We start from the raw sequence: 16,509 nt of genomic DNA, 5'->3' as shown, positions 1-16,509 counted from the left end.
GCACTTTGCGCTTGAAAAGGCTTGTTTAAAAGATTATTTATCGTTTAAACGCCTGTATTTAAAGCGCAAGCAGCTATTGTTTTTAATTTTCTCGGCCAATGTCAGGCCAGCGCTGGTGCAGCACCATCCACGACACCAGCCCCACCAGCATCAACCCCAGTGAAGCGGTGGCCAAGGCAATGGCCGAGTGCATCACCAGCGGGGCCACCAAGCCAGCCACCAGCCCATTGGCCGTGGAGCCCACCACGGCCTGCAGCGACGAAGCCATGCCCCGGCGCTCGGGGAACAAGTCCAGCAGCTGCAAGGTCACCACCGGCACCATCAGCGCCCAGCCAAAGGAATAAATCGCAATCGGCAGCATGGCCCACAGCGCATGCGCGGGAAAGAGCAGGTTGGCCGTCAAGTTGATCAGAGAAATCACCAGCATGATCAGCAGGCCATGGCGCACTTGCTTTTTGGGCACCATCTTGCCGGCCAGGCGGCCACTGGCCCAGGCCCCGCCCATGATGCCGCCGATGTTCAGCACAAACAGCCAGAAGAACTGGGTGGGCTGCAGTTGCAGCAACTCCCCCAAAAATGCCGGGGCCGAGAGCACGTACAAAAACATGCCGTTAAACGGTATGCCACTGGCCAGGGCCAAGAGCAAAAAGCGCGGATCGGTACACAGCTGCCAATAGCCGCGCATCAGGTGGGGGATGCTGAATGGCTGGCGCTGGCTGGCGTGCAGTGACTCGGGCAGCATTTTGAAATTCACCGCCCACAGCGCTAAACCAATGGCGGTGAGCAGCCAAAAAATACTGTGCCAACCCAGGCTGACGAATAGCCAGCCGCCCATGATCGGTGCAATGGCCGGGGCCAGACCAAAGAAGATGGTGATTTGGCTCATCACCTTTTGCGCCTGGGTGGGGGGGAATATGTCACGCACAATCGCCCGTGAAACGACCACCCCGGCTCCGCACGACAGGCCTTGCATGGCGCGAAAAACGATCAGCTGGGTGACGTTTTGTGCCAGTGCGCAGCCCAGGCTGGCCAAGGTAAAAGCCATCAGGCCCCACAAAATCACGGGGCGGCGGCCAAAGCTGTCGGCCAGTGCCCCGTGAAACAAGTTCATAAAAGCAAAGCCGAATAAATACGCCGACAGCGTTTGCTGCATGTGCACGGGCGAAGCATTCAGCGAGCTGGCAATGCCCGAGAACGCGGGCAGGTAGGTGTCAATCGAGAAGGGCCCCAGCATGCCCAACACGGCCAGCAAAATAGCCAGTGTCCAGCGCGGGCCGCGCCACAGGGTTTCAGCGTGGGGGTGCATAAGACGGGTCAAGAACCAAGTAAAGCGCTTGATTATTGCCCTGCGGCAATAAAAGCGTGGATCTCAGTATTTTCCCTGGGTTGGTGCTGGTCTGGCTGGTCGCCCAGGGGCTGGCCAAATCCACTAGAGCCGCCCCGTAGAATCTGCGCCCATGCATATTCATATTTTGGGCATTTGCGGCACCTTTATGGGTGGCGTTGCTGCGCTGGCCCGCGAAGCAGGACATAAGGTGACGGGGTGTGATGCCGGGGTGTATCCACCCATGAGCGATCAATTGCGGGCCTTGGGGATTGAGTTGATCGAGGGCTATGGCGCTGGCCAAGTGCAGCTGCAGCCCGATATGTTTGTGGTGGGCAACGTAGTGAGCCGGGCTCGCTTGGCCGATGGCTCGCCCAAATTTCCGCTGATGGAGGCAATTCTTGACCAAGGCCTGCCGTACACCAGCGGCCCCCAGTGGCTGGCAGAGCATGTGCTGCAAGGCCGCCATGTGCTGGCGGTTGCGGGCACCCATGGCAAAACCACCACCACATCCATGCTGGCGTGGATTTTGGAGTCGGCAGGATTGACGCCAGGATTTTTAGTCGGCGGTGTGCCGCTTAATTTCGGTGTTTCCGCGCGGCTGGGGGATGTGGCACCCGGGCAGCAACGCCCCTTGTTTGTGATTGAGGCGGACGAGTACGACACCGCTTTTTTCGACAAACGCAGCAAGTTTGTGCACTACCGCCCCCGCACGGCGGTGCTGAACAACCTGGAGTTTGACCACGCCGACATCTTTCCCGATTTGGCGGCCATTGAGCGACAGTTTCAACACCTGCTGCGCACTGTGCCCGCCGCTGGGCGCGTGGTCAGCAACGGTCTGGAAGAGACCCTGGCCCGCGTCTTGCACCAAGGCTGTTGGAGCCAGGTGCGCAGCTTTGGCAGTGCCGTCAGCGACTTTACGGCCCAGGGCCCGCACCACGCTTTTGCCGTGTTGCATGCCGGCCAGGTGGTGGGGCAGGTGCAATGGGGCTTGAGTGGTGAGCACAACCAGCTCAATGCCCTGGCGGCCATTGCGGCGGCAGAGCATGTGGGCGTGCCTCCCGCCACAGCCTGTGCCGCCTTGGCGGACTTTCAAAATGTGCGCCGTCGGATGGAGTTGCGTGGCACGGTGGCCGGTATTGCGCTGTACGACGATTTTGCCCACCACCCCACCGCCATTCGGACAACCTTGGATGGGCTGCGCCAGCAAATTGGCCAGCAAAAGCGCATCTTGGCGGTCTTTGAGCCGCGCAGCAACACCATGAAGCTGGGCACCATGAAGGCCCAGCTGCCCTGGGCCTTGAAAGAGGCTGATCTGGCCTTTTGCCACACGGCAGGGCTGGATTGGGACGCGGCCCAGGCGCTGGAGCCTTTGGGGGCCGCTGGGCTGACGGCCGACAATATCGCCACCTTGGTGCAGCAAGTGATGGCGGCTGTGCAACCCAACGACACCATCGTGTGCATGAGCAATGGTGGTTTTGGTGGTGTGCATACGCAGTTGCTGGCTGCGTTGGCTGAAAAATTTTCAGCCCAGTAAATCCACATTGAGGGGAAAAGCACTTGCCACGTACCGTGCATAGTGCATACCCTCAACCCCTTGCCATGGTCCATGGCGCAAGCGGGCCAAGCATTTTGGGGAGTGATGGTGGGGATTAAAAAAATAAAACAAACAGCGGTGCAGACAACGGGGCTGTTGTGGGGATTGATTGGCGCTTGCCTGTTGATTGTTCTGGGCAGTTTTTGGCTTTACCACAGTGAGCAAAAAACTTTGGGTGCCAAACTGGATTACTTGTGGATTTTTCCGGTGTTTGGCTTGCTGCTCTTGTGTGTAGCGCTCTACTTAGTGTAGCGCAGCATGCGCCAAGGTCTGCGCCTAGCACTGAAAGACTTGACCGATCATTTGCCCGTGGTGGTGTACCGCTACCTATTTGTCGCTCGGTCATTGCCTTGGGCCGGAGCATGGGGTTGCGGGTCTTGGCCGAAGGGGTGGAGACCCAGGCCCATTGGCAGTTGCTGCGCGCGGATGGCTGTGAGGAAGCCCAAGGCTATTGGTTTGCCAAGCCTTTGCCGCTGCCGGAGTTGGAGCAGTGGCTGGCACAGCACGCGTTTTAAGCGGGCCGGGCGTGCCAGCCTCAATAAAAAAAACCGCCCATGGGGGCGGTGGCAGGCGGTGGGCAATGCTTGCGCCATTGCGCCTTGGGGCTTATTCGGTAGGCAAAAAGCCTGGTACGGACAAGTAGCGCTCGCCCGTGTCGTAGGCAAAGCCCAGCACCCGGCTGCCGGCTGGTAACTCTGGCAATTTTTGGGCAATGGCGGCCAGCGTGGCACCCGAGGAAATTCCGACCAACAACCCCTCTTGCGCGGCGGCGCGGCGGGCGTATTCGCGGGCGGCTTCGGCCTCCACTTGGATGGTGCCGTCCAGCAGGCTGGTGTCCAGGTTCTTGGGGATAAAGCCTGCGCCCAGACCTTGAATGGCATGGGGGCCTGGAGCACCGCCAGAAATCACCGCCGATTCTTTGGGCTCGACCGCAAACACTTTGAGCTGGGGAAACTTGGCCTTGAGCACGCGGGCCACGCCGGTCAGGTGCCCGCCTGTGCCCACACCGGTAATCAGCGCGTCCAGCCCATCGGGAAAATCGGCCAGCACTTCTTGTGCGGTGGTGCTGGCGTGGATGTCGGCGTTGGCCGGGTTGTCAAATTGCTGGGGAATCCAGGCATTGGGCACTTGTGCGGCCAATTCTTCAGCGCGGGCGATGGCACCTTTCATGCCTTTTTCTTTGGGGGTGAGGTCAAACGATGCCCCGTAGGCCAGCATCAGGCGGCGGCGTTCGATGCTCATGCTGTCGGGCATCACCAAAATCAGCTTGTAGCCTTTGACCGCAGCCACCAGGGCCAGGCCCACGCCGGTATTGCCACTGGTCGGCTCGATGATGGTGCCGCCGGGCTTGAGCACTCCGGATTTTTCTGCCGCCTCGACCATCGCCAAAGCGATCCGGTCTTTGATGGAGCCGCCAGGATTGCCGCGCTCGGACTTGATCCAGACCTGGGCATTGGCACCCAGGATGCGGTTGATGCGAATGGCGGGGGTGTTGCCAATGGTTTGCAGAATGTTGTCAGCTTTCATGGGGGCTCCAAAGAAGGGGGCAAAGTCAATGGTGCGCATTGTGGCGCAGTCATTCCTCTTGGCAACCATATGAATATGCTTTGCGTGGATAAAGCCAAGCGGTTTCCCAACGATAATCCCGCCTGTGAAGCCCACCAGACCGCCGCCGGTGCAAGTGCTGAAAAGCCGCACTGGAGGAACGTCCGGACTGCACAGGGCAGCGTAGCAGCTAACGGCTGTCCACCGTGAGGTGAGGATCAGAGCAACAGAGACGAGTTCGAGCGTAGAAGTGTCCATCATGGGTGTTCTGCGGTTCGCTGACGTAAGTCGGCGCGGCTGGCGCAAGCCAGACGGTGACGGGCGATCAGCCCGGCACGACGCAGCCACCTTGGGCGCTTCGCGCCCGAGGTGAAACGGGCAATCTCTACGCGCAGCAACACCAAGTAGGCACACGCTGACGGGGCCCCCGGAGTGTGCGGGTAGGTGGCATCGAGCCGGTGGGGCGACCCCCGGCCCAGAGTAATGGCGGTCACGTTTGGGCAACCAAGCGCACAGAATCCGGCTTATCGGTGGGCTTCACATTTTTACTGACGGCTGAAGCACAGGTGACTGCCCAGGCAGCTTTTGTGCCTGGGTTGGGCAAATAATCCTGCCATGCGAGCCCAATACGATATTTACCCTGCCCGCGCGCCAGCGCCTTTGCTGGATGCCGCCACCTTGCTTTTGGTGCGCAGCACCCCCTCCCAAGGATGGGAGCTGCTGATGACGCGCCGCTCTGCCCAAGCCAGCTTTGTGCCTGGCGGCTACGTGTTCCCCGGCGGTGGGCTGGATGCGCAGGATGCGCAAGAGGGCCTGCCCGTGCTGACCCGTCCGGCCATGCCTGCGGCCCAGCGCCAGGCGGCCATTGCCGCGGTGCGCGAAACGTTTGAAGAGATGGGCCTGCTGCTGGCCGTGCATGCCGATGGCCGCCCGGCCACCCAGGCCGATGTGGATGCGCTGGACCGCCGTGCTGCCCTGTGGCCCCAACTGCTGGCCCGGGGCCTGCAACTGGACTTGCGCGGGGTGTGGCTGCTGGCCCATTGGACGGCGGACCCGTGCGTGCCCAAACGCTTTGCGGTGCCCTTTTTTATCGCTCTGGCCCCGCAGGGGCAAATGGCCGTGGCCGATGAGAGCGAACAGTTCGAGCCGGTCTGGGTCGCGCCCCAGCAAGCGCTGCAGCAGCATGCGGATGGGCACATGCCCATGATTTATCCCACCTTGCGCACCTTGGAGCGCTTGGCGGCCTACCCCGAGACGGCAGCGCTGCTGGCGGCCGTGCAAACGGGCCCGCTGTGGCGCAGCATGCCGCGTTCGGGCCGTCTGGGGGGCAAGGAATACCGCTGCATGGAAAACGAAGCGGCCTATGGCGAGCTGGCCTTGCTCTGCCCCGATGGGCAAGCGCAGCCTGTGCTGGACTGGCAATCGACGCAGGTGGTGGCGCTGCGCCAAAACGTGCTGCGCCTGACTGCTCCGAATGAGGGCGTGATGACCGGCCCGGGCACCAACAGCTACCTGATCGGTGAAGCGACCACCGGTTTTATCGCCATTGATCCCGGGCCCAGCGATGCCCAGCACATTGAGCGGCTGTTGGTGGCCGCAGGCGCAGATATTCGCGCCATTGTGTGTACCCATTCGCACCCCGACCATGCCCCAGGGGCGTGGTTGCTGCAGGCCCTGTGCGAGGAGAAAACCGGGGTCAAACCCAGGGTGCATGGCCTGCCCAGCGGGCCGGGAGCCCCGGCGCACAGCCACTTCGTGCCCGATCAATCTTTGCAAAATAAAGAGCTGCTTACGCTTGCTGGTAAAGGCGAAAATGCCAAAATAACCCATACTTTACAAGCCTTGCACACCCCAGGCCATGCCAGCAACCATCTGTGCTTGCTGTTGGTTGAAGATGGCCTGCTTTTTACGGGGGATCACATCCTCAATGGCAGCACCACCATCATCAATCCGCCCGATGGCAATATGGCCCAGTACCTGCAAAGCCTGGCGTATTTGGATGCGGTGTGTACCGAGCACCAGGTGCAGTTCCTCCTGCCGGCCCATGGCTACGTGCTGGGCCAGGCGCGGCAGGTGATTGCCCAGCTTACGGCCCACCGTTTGGCCCGCGAGGCCAAAGTATTGGCCGCCATGCGCCAAGTGCCCCACGGCACGCCGACCGACTGGGTGGCGCTGGCCTATGCCGACACGCCCCAGGCCTTATGGCCGCTGGCACAAAGAAGCTTGCTGGCCCATGCAGAGCGCATCGAGGCACTGGGATTGCTTTAATCTTCGGCCATGACAGAAAAACCCTTCCCCGACAACACGCCCCCGGATGCGGGCGAACGCTTGGCCAAGCGCTTGGCCCGGCAACTCAATTGCTCACGCCGGGAGGCGGAGCTGTACATTGAAAACGGTGCCGTATTGGTCGATGGAGCCGTGGTCGAGGTGCTCTCAACGCGGGTACACCCTGGGCAGACGGTGGCGGTGGCGCCGGGGGCCCGGGCCGAGCCTGTGCCCCCCGTTACCTTGCTATTGCATAAACCGGCAGGGTTTACGGTTGGCGATGGGCAGCCCAGTGCCTGGGATTTGCTCACCCCCGAGCGTTGGCAGCAAGGCAATACCCCCGCGCCGCTGAAAATGTTGAGCAAGCATTTTCAAAATCAAGAGCCCCTGCTCACCATCCCGATTCCGGCCAGCGGGCTCACCGTGCTGACGCAAGATGGCCGCATTCGGCGCAAGCTGACGGAAGATGCCCTGTTCATGGAGCAAGAATGCATTGCCCAGGTGCAAGGGCGCATCGTGCAAGATGGTCTGCAGCGCCTGTGCGACGGCACCGCCATTGCCGGCAAGCGCTTGCCGCGCATCAAGGTCAGCTGGCAAAGCGAGGGGCATTTGCGCTTTGCCCTGCAAGGGATTTTTCCGCACGAAATCGAGGCCATGTGCGCCGGTGTGGGCTTGGAACTGGTGGGTTTAAAACGCCTGCGCATTGGGCGCATTGCTCTGGCTGGGCTGGCCGAGGGCCATTGGCGCTATTTGCAGCCCTGGGAACGGTTTTAAGTTCAGCCAAGTGGTGGATTGGCCATAATCACGCCGAATCCGTATTGCCTGGTATTGCCTTGTATCGCCCTTTCTCCCCTTTATTTTTTGCCCATGCACGCCAACGAATCCCCCGTTTTTGACGATCAACAGGTGGCCGACTACCTGCTGCGCCACCCCACTTTTTTTGAACACCATGCCGAGTTACTGACCCGCGTGCAATTGCGCAGCGCCCATGGCCCGCAAGCGGTCAGTTTGCAAGAGCGCCAGGCCGAGTTGCTGCGCGAAAAAATCCGCAACCTCGAAGGCCGGGTGGCCGAAATGGTGCGCCACAGCAGCGAAAACGCCAGCATCGCCCACAAAATCCACCGCTGGAGCTGCGCCCTGGCCGGGGTGCCCGATGCCCGCTCCTTGCCCCATGTGATCAGCGAAGGCTTGCAAAAAGAGTTTGACGTGCCCCAAGTGGCCGTGCGCATGTGGCAGGTGGCCGGGCCGTTTATGGGCCTGCCGTTTACCTTGGGGGTGAGTGACGATGCGAAAGCCTTTGCCTCCTCGCTGACCATGCCGTTTTGCGGGCCCAATTTGGGCTTTGAGCCCACCACCTGGCTGCCCCGGCCTGACGAGGTGCAATCCCTGGCACTGCTGACCTTGCGCGAAGGCCCCAACGACAGCCAAACCCCGGCCTTTGGCCTGCTGGTGCTGGGCTCGCCCGACCCGCTGCGCTTTGATGCCACCATGGGCACCGACTTTTTATCGCACATCGCCGAGCAGGCCAGCGCCGCCCTGGGTCGGCTGCGCGGTGGTGTCGGTGGCAACGCCTGACCTCCCTGCAGACTTGGCCACAGCGCCCGCATCGGCCCAGCCTGTGCAGGCGGCACCGGTAGCTTCTGCAGCGCCTGCAGATGCCGCCTTGGTTGCCGCCTACCTGCAGCATGTGGCGCTGGAAAAACGCCTCGCACCCCGCACCGTCGCCTTGTATGCCCACGGGCTGCAGCGCCTATTGGCCCTGGGGCAAGCGCTTGCCGTGCCGCTGTGTGCCTTGCAGCCGCAGCACATCCGCCGCAGCGTGGCCCAGTGGCACAGCCAAGGGGGCAGCAGCGCCAGCATCGCTTTGGGCCTGTCGTGCTGGCGGGGGTTTTTTCACTGGCTGGCGGGGCAGCACCGGGTGCAGCGCAACCCGGTGCAAGGCATTCGCCCGCCCAAGGCCGCGCAGCGCTTGCCCAAGGCCTTGCCGGTGGATGCGGCGGTGCAACTGGCGGCCTTCGCAGGCGAAACTTCCAGCACCCCCTGGCAAGAAGCGCGCGCCGCAGCGCTGACCGAGCTGCTCTACAGCAGCGGCTTGCGCGTGAGTGAACTGGTCGGGCTGGATGCCCAGCCCAGTGCCCAGGCCCTGGGCTGGGTGGATGAAGCCGCCGCCCTGGTGCATGTGCTGGGCAAAGGCGGCAAGCGCCGCAGCGTGCCGGTGGGCCCGCCCGCACTGGCAGCCCTGCGGCAGTGGCTGGCGCTGCGGGCGCAGCCCTTTGGGCCGCAGTGGCAGGAGCCAGCCTTGTTCGTGGGCGTGCGCGGGCGGCGCATCAGTGCGGCCCAGGTGTGGCATAGCGTGCGCCAGCGCAGCCAGCAGGCGGGGCTGGCGCAGCCGGTGCATCCGCACATGCTGCGCCACTCGTTTGCCAGCCATGTGCTGCAATCGAGCGGCGATTTGCGGGCCGTGCAAGAGCTGCTGGGCCACAGCAGCATCCGCACCACGCAAGTCTATACACGCCTGGATTTTCAGCATTTGGCCCAGGTGTACGATCAGGCCCACCCTCGGGCGCACCGGGTGTCACCGTTACCCGAAGGTGCTGATAAGTCCCCCCCAGAAACTAAGGAGTATTGATATGGCTGATACCTGGCTGCCTTCCCTGATCACCGCGAGCCCGCAAGAGGGCTTTGAGCTGGCCATTACCCTGAGCCGCCGTGGCGTGAAATACACCCAGCCCGATGCCCAGGTGCTGCACAAACTGCGTCCCGAATACGCCAACGACCACGCCGCGCTGACGGCGGCCTCGCAGGTGGTGGCCCTGAATTTTCAAACCGTGGCTGCGGCCAACAACTACTGGCGCAGTTAAGTCAGTATTTTTTAAATAGCTGGGAACGCTTTGATTTGAATGTTTTTCTGGAGTATTTCCATAAAATCATTGATTTTAAAGCGGTATTAGCTATCATTTTTCCGCTGTGCCATCGCAAGGACAGCGGTTTTATTTTTGGCAAGGTACTTTTATGGCTTTGATCCCCACCACCATCCTGACGGGCTTTTTGGGCGCAGGCAAAACCACGCTGCTCAAACGCATCCTGAGCGAAGCCCACGGCATGAAGATTGCTGTTATTGAAAATGAATTTGGCGAAGAAAACATCGACACCGATATTTTGCGCACCGAATCCAAAGAACAAATCCTGCAGATGAGCAACGGCTGCATCTGCTGCACCATCCGCGAAGACCTGCGCGAAACCCTGCAACTGCTGGCGGCCAAGCGGCGCAAAGGGCTGGTCGATTTTGAGCGCATCGTGATTGAAACCACCGGCCTGGCCGACCCCGGCCCGGTGGTGCAAACCTTTTTTATGGACGATGAGATTGCCGAGACCTACCTGGTCGATTCCATCCTCACCGTGGTCGATGCCAAACACGCCCCGCAGCAGCTCGATGAGCGCCAGGAAGCGCGTCGCCAGGTGGGTTTTGCCGACCAAATCTTTTTAAGCAAAACCGACTTGATCAGCGCCGAAGAAAAAGATGCGCTCATCCACCGCCTAAAGCACATGAATCCGCGTGCGCCCATTGAAGCGGTGCATTTTGGCCAAGTCGATTTAAAACAGGTGCTTGATCTGCGCGGCTTTAATCTGAACGCCAAACTCGAAGTCGATCCCGATTTTTTGCAGGACGACGACCACAGCCACTGCGACCATGACCACGGCCACTGTTCGCATGGCCATGACCACCACCACGACCATGAGCATGGCGAGCACTGCCACCACCCGCACCACCATCACCACGATGACGATGTGAAAAGCTTTGTGTACCGTGCCACCCGCCCATTCAATCCGGCCAAGCTGGAAGACTTTTTGGGGGCGATTGTGAACATCTACGGCCCGCGCATGCTGCGCTACAAGGGCGTGCTGGACATGCAAGGCACCAGCCGCAAAGTGATCTTTCAAGGCGTACACCAGCTGATGGGCAGCGATTTGGGCCCCGAATGGGCTGCCGATGAAAAGCGCGAAAGCCGCATGGTATTCATCGGTATTGACCTGCCGCAAGACATCCTGCGCCAAGGCCTGGACCAAAGCCTGAGCTAGCCCGGTGGGCCGACGCGGCACATGGTCACCCTAGGGTGATCCCTAGGAGATCAAGCCTTGCCCGTGTGCTGGCGTGCGATATAAAGCCAGCCTTGCAATAGAGGTCGATACAATCGCGCCCCGCAAGCGCTGGCCTAGCGCATAGGCCAAAGCACCTCTTTGCCGGCCCCGCCCGCCAAGAGTGTGTTTCCCCTCAACCCCGGCAGCTGCCAAGCTGCCATTGTTGCGATTCAGAACATCATGATTACGACCACTGCAGCGACCAAACGCGATCCCAAGCTGGCCAATAACTGGAAAAGCAAACCTGTTGAGGAATTGAGCGATGCCGAAATCATCGCCATGCCCGAGAGCGAATACATGAATGACACCCAGCTGGCGTACTTTCGCCTGAAGCTGGTCAAGCTCAAGCAAGATATGCACGCCAACGCCGGTGAAACCGCAGAAAACCTGCGCGAAGACACCGTGGTGGTGCCCGACCCGGCCGACCGCGCCACGATCGAAGAAGAGCACGCCCTGGAGCTGCGCACCCGCGACCGCGAGCGCAAGCTGCTGAAAAAAATTGAGCAATCGATTGCCAGCATCGACGCGGGTGAATATGGCTATTGCGATGAAACCGGCGAGCCCATTGGCGTGCCGCGTCTGCTGGCCCGTCCAACCGCAACTTTGTCGCTGGAAGCGCAGCAGCGACGCGAATTGAAACAGAAAATGTTTGGTGATTGAGCGTTAAGCAGGCTGGCAAGCGGCTAGGATGTTTGGCATGGTGACACAGGCAAACAAACCCACTGGACTGCTTTCAAAAGTGATCGGCTTGGTGCGCGGCAAGGACGATGCCAGCCCTGGCGAAAGCACCTTGTCCCCGGACAGCCGCCAAGAGCTGCGTGACCTTGTGGCGCGCAAGCGCCGCAACCTGGCGGTGCGCCACCAAGAGTTTGCCCAGCTGCGCCAGTTGCGCCAAGCCGGTGTGACGGCGGAAAACCTGCCCTCGCCCGTCTCCAGCCAGCTGTCTTCGCAAGCCTTGGGGCACGAGCAGGGGGCGCTGAAAAGCACGCAAACCTTGCGCAAGATTGATGTGATTGAGGCCCAAATGTCCCGCCAATGGTGGGGCGACAAAGCCGGTGCAAGCTCAAAAATCGCTGATTCTGTGCAGGAGGGCGCGTCTTTGCGGGCGGCGCAAGCGGCCGCTGGGGGCCCTCCAGGGACTGCGTCTGCGTCTGCTCCACCGATTCAGCCCGCACAGGAGCGTTGTGCAGTGGAGTTTGTGCCCCATGCCGATCTGGAAGAGCCCGCCATTTTGTTTGCCCACGGCGATGCGCAGGCCGCACGCACGCATCTGCTGGAGCAGCTCTCGCAAGCCTTAAGCAACCCTGCGGCCGAGCCTGACACGGTGGCCCGGCTGTGGCACGCCGTGTTGGATTTGTGCCGTGCGACGGGGGATGAAGAAACCTTCGAACCCTTGGCGATTGATTACGCCGCCCACTTTGGCAAATCGGCCCCCTTGTGGACTTCGCTGCCTGGGCAGCTGGGCTTGGCCCCTTTGCTGGATGGTGCCATGCACAGCGCCGCTGCCTCCCCTGCCGGGCGCAAGGGGCCGTGGCAAAGCCCGGCGGCGGTGACCACCAGCACGGTGGCCGCCTTGAACGCCACCGTCAGCCGCGCGCTGCCGCCGTGGTGCATGTCCTGGCAACGCCTGCACACGGTGGATGAAGCGGCCTTGCCCCATTTGACGGCCTTGCTGCAGGGCTGGGCCGATGCCCCTGGCGACTACGCCTGGTCGTACGCGGGGACATTGCTGCAATTGCTGCAGCGCCATACCGTGGTTGAAGACAAGCAGGCCAACCCCCAGTGGTGGATGCTGCGCCTGGCGGTGCTGCGCTTTTTGCACCGGATGGAGGAATACGATGAGGTGGCGCTGGAGTACTGCATCACCTACGAGGTTTCACCGCCGTCGTGGGTACCACCCTTGCACCAGTGCCTGGTCGAACTGGAGGGCGATTTAGACCCCAGCACCGTGCTCGACTCGCTGGAGCAGCAGACCCGGCAGCCGGGTTCCGCCACCACCACCACCACCGCGATGACTCCGGTGCAGGGCGAGGGCTTGTGGGGAATTTTGGATGGGGATATTGACGCGCAATTGAACGCGGTGAGCACCAAGCTGGTGCCCGGCCAGCCCTTGGAAGTCGATTGCAGCTTGCTGGTGCGGCTGGATTTTGTCGCCGCCGGCAGCTTGCTCAACTGGGCGGCCCAGGCCCAAAGCCAAGGGGTTGCCTTGCGTTTTACCCATTTGCACCACTTGGTGGCGGCCTTCATGACCGTGCTGGGGGTGCAAGAGCACGCCAAGCTGTACCTGAGTCCGGTATAAATTTTTGTTTTTCTCCAGACAAACCCCCTTGTAATTGGGGGCAGCGGTGCCACTTGTTGGCGCTATGGAACAATTTCACGGCACCACCATCATCAGCGTACGGCGGCAAACGCCGCAGGGCCTGGAAGTCGCCATCGGCGGCGACGGGCAAGTCACCCTGGGGCACATCGTTGTCAAAGGCAGCGCCCGCAAAGTGCGCAAGCTCTACCACGGCAAGGTTCTGGCCGGTTTTGCCGGCGCCACCGCCGATGCGTTTACCCTGTTTGAACGCTTTGAAGCCAAGCTGGAAAAGCACCAGGGCCACCTGATGCGCGCGGCCATCGAGCTGACCAAAGACTGGCGCACCGACCGCGTGCTGCGCAAACTGGAGGCCATGCTGGCCGTGGCCGATCACTCGGCCTCGCTCATCATCACCGGCAATGGCGATGTGCTGGAGCCCGAGCAGGGCATTGTCGCCATTGGCTCGGGCGGGGCGTATGCGCACTCAGCGGCCAAAGCGCTTTTGAACAATACCGAGCTGGGGGCCGAGGCCATCGTAAAAAAATCGCTCGAAATTGCCGGCGAGCTGTGCATTTACACCAACATGCACCACACCATTGAAACCCTGCCTGTCCAGGCGGATTCTTAAAAATAAGAGCTGTTTACGCTTGCTGCATAAGCGTAAATGGCCATTTGAATGGATAAAACATGTCGTCCATGACCCCCCAAGAAATTGTCAGTGAACTCGATCGCCACATCGTTGGGCAAACCGGTGCCAAGCGGGCTGTGGCCATTGCCCTGCGCAACCGCTGGCGCCGCCAGCAGGTCGATGAGGCGCTGCGCCCGGAGATCACGCCGAAAAATATTTTGATGATTGGCCCCACCGGCGTAGGCAAAACCGAAATTGCCCGCCGCCTGGCGCGGCTGGCCGATGCGCCCTTCATCAAAATTGAAGCCACCAAGTTCACCGAGGTGGGCTATGTGGGCAAGGATGTGGATGCCATCATCCGTGACCTGGCCGAAGTGGCGGTGAAGCAGGCCCGCGAAGCGGACATGAAAAAGCAGCGCATGCGCGCCGAAGACGCGGCCGAAGAGCGGGTGCTGGAGGTGCTGCTGCCCTCGGCCCGCACGCACGACGATACCCCGGCCACCGACAACGCCACGCGCCAAGTTTTTCGTAAAAAATTGCGCGAGGGGCAGCTCGATGACAAGGAAATCGAAATTGACCTGCTCGATGCCCGCCCCCAGGTAGAAATCATGGGCCCCCAAGGCATGGAGGAAATGGCCGAACAGCTGCGCGGCATGTTCAGTCACATGGGTGCAGAGCGGCGCAAAACCCGCAAACTCAAGATCAAAGAGGCGCTCAAGCTCTTGGTCGATGAAGAGGCGGCCAAGCTGGTGAACGAAGAAGAGCTCAGAGCCCGCGCCCTGCACAATTTGGAGCAAAACGGCATCGTCTTTTTGGACGAAATCGACAAAGTCGCCTCGCGCCAAGACAGCGGCGGGGCCGAAGTCTCCCGCCAGGGCGTGCAGCGCGATTTGCTGCCGCTGGTCGAGGGCACCACGGTGAATACCAAATACGGCATGGTGAAAACCGACCATATTTTGTTCATTGCCTCAGGGGCGTTTCACCTGTCCAAGCCCAGCGATTTGATTCCTGAGCTGCAAGGGCGTTTTCCGATTCGCGTGGAGCTCGACAGCCTGTCGGTGCAAGACTTTGAGGCCATCCTCACCCAAACCCACGCCAGCCTGACCAAGCAATACCAGGCCCTGTTGGCCACCGAAGGTGTCACGCTGGAGTTCACCCCCGAGGGCATCACCCGCCTGGCGCACACCGCGTTTACGGTGAACGAGCGCACCGAAAACATTGGCGCGCGCCGTTTATCGACGGTGATGGAGCGGCTGCTGGACGAGGTCAGCTTTGATGCGGTCAAGCACCAGGGCCAGACCATTGTGATTGATGCCGCTTACGTCGATGCCCGGCTGGAGCAGCTGAGCAAAGATGAAGATTTGTCACGCTACATCTTGTAAAGTCCCGCAGCGCGGTGGCCCTGGGCCGGTCGCTTAAAATCTTTCCCCTCTGGCGGCACTGGTCCCAGAGGGTTTTCTGTTTTTCTCTACCCGCTGAAGGCTGCTGCTTTGACCTCCACCTCGCCCGAACACATTACGGTTTTGCGCCAAGAAGCGGTACACGCTTTGCTGGCAGGACATGGCGAGCAGCCCGCTGGCACCTGGGTGGATGGCACCTTTGGGCGCGGCGGCCATGCGCGGCTGCTGCTTAGTCGGCTGGGGCCGCAGGGGCGCTTGATTGCCTTTGACAAAGACCCGCAAGCCATTGCCGAGGCGGCCACCATCCATGACCCGCGCTTTAGCATTCGCCACCAGGGCTTTTGCCATCTGGCCGAATTACCAATAGCTAGCACCGCAGGCGTACTCTTGGATTTAGGGGTCAGTTCCCCGCAAATCGACACGCCAGAGCGCGGTTTCAGCTTCCGTTTTGATGGCCCGCTGGACATGCGCATGGACACCACGCGCGGCATGAGCGTGGCCCAGTGGCTGGCCGAGGCCGAGGTGCAGCAGATCACCGATGTCATTCGCAACTATGGCGAAGAGCGCTTTGCCTTTCCGATTGCCAAGGCCATCGTCGCCCAGCGCGAGGCACAAGGGCCGCTGCAGACCACCGCTGAGCTGGCCAGCCTGGTGGCCCGCGTGGTCAAAACCCGCGAAGCGGGCCAGAACCCGGCCACGCGCACGTTTCAAGCGCTGCGCATTTTTATCAACGCCGAGCTGCAAGAGCTGGAGCAGGCCCTGGCCGCCAGCCTGCAGGTGCTGCAGCCGGGCGGCTGGCTGGTGGTGATTAGCTTTCACTCGCTGGAAGACCGCATCGTCAAGCAATTCATGGCCGAGCACTCCAAAGAGGTGTACGACCGGCGCATGCCGCTGGCCCCGCCCCAGCCCATGCGCCTGACGGCGGTGCAGCGCATCAAGCCCAGCGCCGCCGAGGTGGCGGCCAACCCGCGCGCGCGCAGTGCGGTGATGCGCGTTGCCCAGCGTACCGACGTGGTGTAAGCATGGAACGGGTGCTGCTGCGCATGCATATTTTGTTGCTGCTGGCCGTGATTGCCAGTGCGCTGTACTTGGTGCAAACCCAGTATGCAGCGCGGCGCTTGTTTACCGAGCTGGACCAGGCGATTGCCAAAAACCGGCAGCTGGAAGAAGAGCGCGAGCGCCTGCAGGTGGAGCAGCGGGCCCAATCGGCCCCGGTGCGCATTGAAAAATTGGCCCAAGAGCTGGGCATGGAAACGGCCACCCCAGCGCTGACCACCTATGTGCGCGATGACCGTGGGGTGGGGCAATAGG

17 protein-coding genes and 1 other RNA gene are annotated in these 16,509 nt (G+C 61.3%); 16 read left to right on the top strand and 2 right to left on the bottom strand.

Features of this window, described 5'->3' with window-relative positions; translation table 11 throughout:
• Positions 1–82: 82 nt before the first annotated feature.
• On the bottom strand, positions 83–1,306 hold the full coding sequence (locus ACFO24_RS10480; RefSeq protein WP_377738291.1) for a multidrug effflux MFS transporter: 1,224 nt from the start codon (positions 1,304–1,306) through the stop codon (positions 83–85).
• A gap of 151 nt (positions 1,307–1,457) precedes the next feature.
• Here ACFO24_RS10480 and mpl point away from each other — a divergent pair, with 151 nt between their 5' ends.
• From mpl to ACFO24_RS10465, 3 genes are all read left to right on the top strand, one after another.
• Positions 1,458–2,861 carry a UDP-N-acetylmuramate:L-alanyl-gamma-D-glutamyl-meso-diaminopimelate ligase gene (gene mpl, locus ACFO24_RS10475; protein ID WP_377738290.1) on the top strand — a complete coding sequence of 468 codons (1,404 nt, stop codon included), beginning with the start codon at positions 1,458–1,460 and terminating at the stop codon, positions 2,859–2,861.
• Between the two features lie 72 nt (positions 2,862–2,933).
• The gene (locus ACFO24_RS10470) at positions 2,934–3,173 is read left to right on the top strand and encodes a hypothetical protein (protein WP_377738389.1); all 240 of its coding nucleotides are present in this window, start codon (positions 2,934–2,936) and stop codon (positions 3,171–3,173) included.
• Positions 3,116–3,436: an EAL domain-containing protein gene (locus ACFO24_RS10465; RefSeq protein ID WP_377738289.1), complete on the top strand. Its 321-nt coding sequence runs from the start codon at positions 3,116–3,118 to the stop codon at positions 3,434–3,436. Before ACFO24_RS10470 ends, ACFO24_RS10465 begins: the two co-directional genes overlap by 58 nt.
• Positions 3,437–3,527: 91 nt before the next feature.
• Here ACFO24_RS10465 and cysK read toward each other — a convergent pair whose 3' ends face one another.
• A complete protein-coding gene (gene cysK / locus ACFO24_RS10460; RefSeq protein ID WP_207575337.1) occupies positions 3,528–4,448 on the bottom strand; it encodes a cysteine synthase A in 921 nt (306 codons plus the stop codon).
• A 126-nt stretch (positions 4,449–4,574) separates the two neighbouring features.
• On the opposite strand from cysK, the gene rnpB reads away from it, so the two are divergent.
• The 13 genes from rnpB to ftsL all read left to right on the top strand — a co-directional run bounded on the left by rnpB (position 4,575) and on the right by ftsL (position 16,508).
• Positions 4,575–5,009: RNase P RNA component class A (gene rnpB, locus ACFO24_RS10455), an RNA gene on the top strand.
• A 72-nt stretch (positions 5,010–5,081) separates the two neighbouring features.
• Positions 5,082–6,734 carry an MBL fold metallo-hydrolase gene (locus tag ACFO24_RS10450; protein WP_377738288.1) on the top strand — a complete coding sequence of 551 codons (1,653 nt, stop codon included), beginning with the start codon at positions 5,082–5,084 and terminating at the stop codon, positions 6,732–6,734.
• Positions 6,735–6,743: 9 nt separating this feature from the next.
• The gene (locus ACFO24_RS10445) at positions 6,744–7,505 is read left to right on the top strand and encodes a pseudouridine synthase (protein WP_377738287.1); all 762 of its coding nucleotides are present in this window, start codon (positions 6,744–6,746) and stop codon (positions 7,503–7,505) included.
• Positions 7,506–7,598: 93 nt separating this feature from the next.
• Positions 7,599–8,306 (top strand): DUF484 family protein, encoded by a 708-nt coding sequence (locus ACFO24_RS10440; protein ID WP_207575340.1) that lies wholly within the window; start codon positions 7,599–7,601, stop codon positions 8,304–8,306.
• 43 nt (positions 8,307–8,349) lie between these two features.
• The gene (locus ACFO24_RS10435) at positions 8,350–9,360 is read left to right on the top strand and encodes a tyrosine recombinase XerC (protein ID WP_377738384.1); all 1,011 of its coding nucleotides are present in this window, start codon (positions 8,350–8,352) and stop codon (positions 9,358–9,360) included.
• 1 nt (position 9,361) lies between these two features.
• Positions 9,362–9,592: a hexameric tyrosine-coordinated heme protein gene (locus tag ACFO24_RS10430; RefSeq protein WP_377738286.1), complete on the top strand. Its 231-nt coding sequence runs from the start codon at positions 9,362–9,364 to the stop codon at positions 9,590–9,592.
• Between the two features lie 151 nt (positions 9,593–9,743).
• Complete coding sequence (locus ACFO24_RS10425; protein ID WP_377738285.1) at positions 9,744–10,811, top strand: CobW family GTP-binding protein; 1,068 nt, start codon at positions 9,744–9,746, stop codon at positions 10,809–10,811.
• A gap of 240 nt (positions 10,812–11,051) precedes the next feature.
• Positions 11,052–11,531 carry an RNA polymerase-binding protein DksA gene (gene dksA / locus ACFO24_RS10420; protein ID WP_207575343.1) on the top strand — a complete coding sequence of 160 codons (480 nt, stop codon included), beginning with the start codon at positions 11,052–11,054 and terminating at the stop codon, positions 11,529–11,531.
• Between the two features lie 37 nt (positions 11,532–11,568).
• Positions 11,569–13,170, top strand: a complete 1,602-nt coding sequence (locus tag ACFO24_RS10415; protein WP_377738284.1) for an STAS domain-containing protein — start codon at positions 11,569–11,571, stop codon at positions 13,168–13,170.
• Positions 13,171–13,234: 64 nt separating this feature from the next.
• Positions 13,235–13,798, top strand: coding sequence for an ATP-dependent protease subunit HslV (gene hslV, locus ACFO24_RS10410; RefSeq protein ID WP_207575345.1), 564 nt, complete (start codon positions 13,235–13,237; stop codon positions 13,796–13,798).
• A gap of 59 nt (positions 13,799–13,857) precedes the next feature.
• Positions 13,858–15,180, top strand: coding sequence for an ATP-dependent protease ATPase subunit HslU (hslU, locus tag ACFO24_RS10405; RefSeq protein ID WP_377738283.1), 1,323 nt, complete (start codon positions 13,858–13,860; stop codon positions 15,178–15,180).
• Positions 15,181–15,288: 108 nt separating this feature from the next.
• On the top strand, positions 15,289–16,218 hold the full coding sequence (gene rsmH / locus ACFO24_RS10400) for a 16S rRNA (cytosine(1402)-N(4))-methyltransferase RsmH (RefSeq protein WP_207575347.1): 930 nt from the start codon (positions 15,289–15,291) through the stop codon (positions 16,216–16,218).
• A 2-nt stretch (positions 16,219–16,220) separates the two neighbouring features.
• Complete coding sequence (ftsL, locus tag ACFO24_RS10395; RefSeq protein WP_341352950.1) at positions 16,221–16,508, top strand: cell division protein FtsL; 288 nt, start codon at positions 16,221–16,223, stop codon at positions 16,506–16,508.
• Position 16,509 lies beyond the last annotated feature (1 nt).

It is taken from the genome of Comamonas denitrificans, assembly GCF_042654745.1.
GTDB lineage: Bacteria > Pseudomonadota > Gammaproteobacteria > Burkholderiales > Burkholderiaceae_C > Comamonas > Comamonas denitrificans.
The sequence above is the reverse complement of the archived record's forward strand: the minus strand, read 5'-3'. Positions and strand labels throughout refer to the sequence as shown.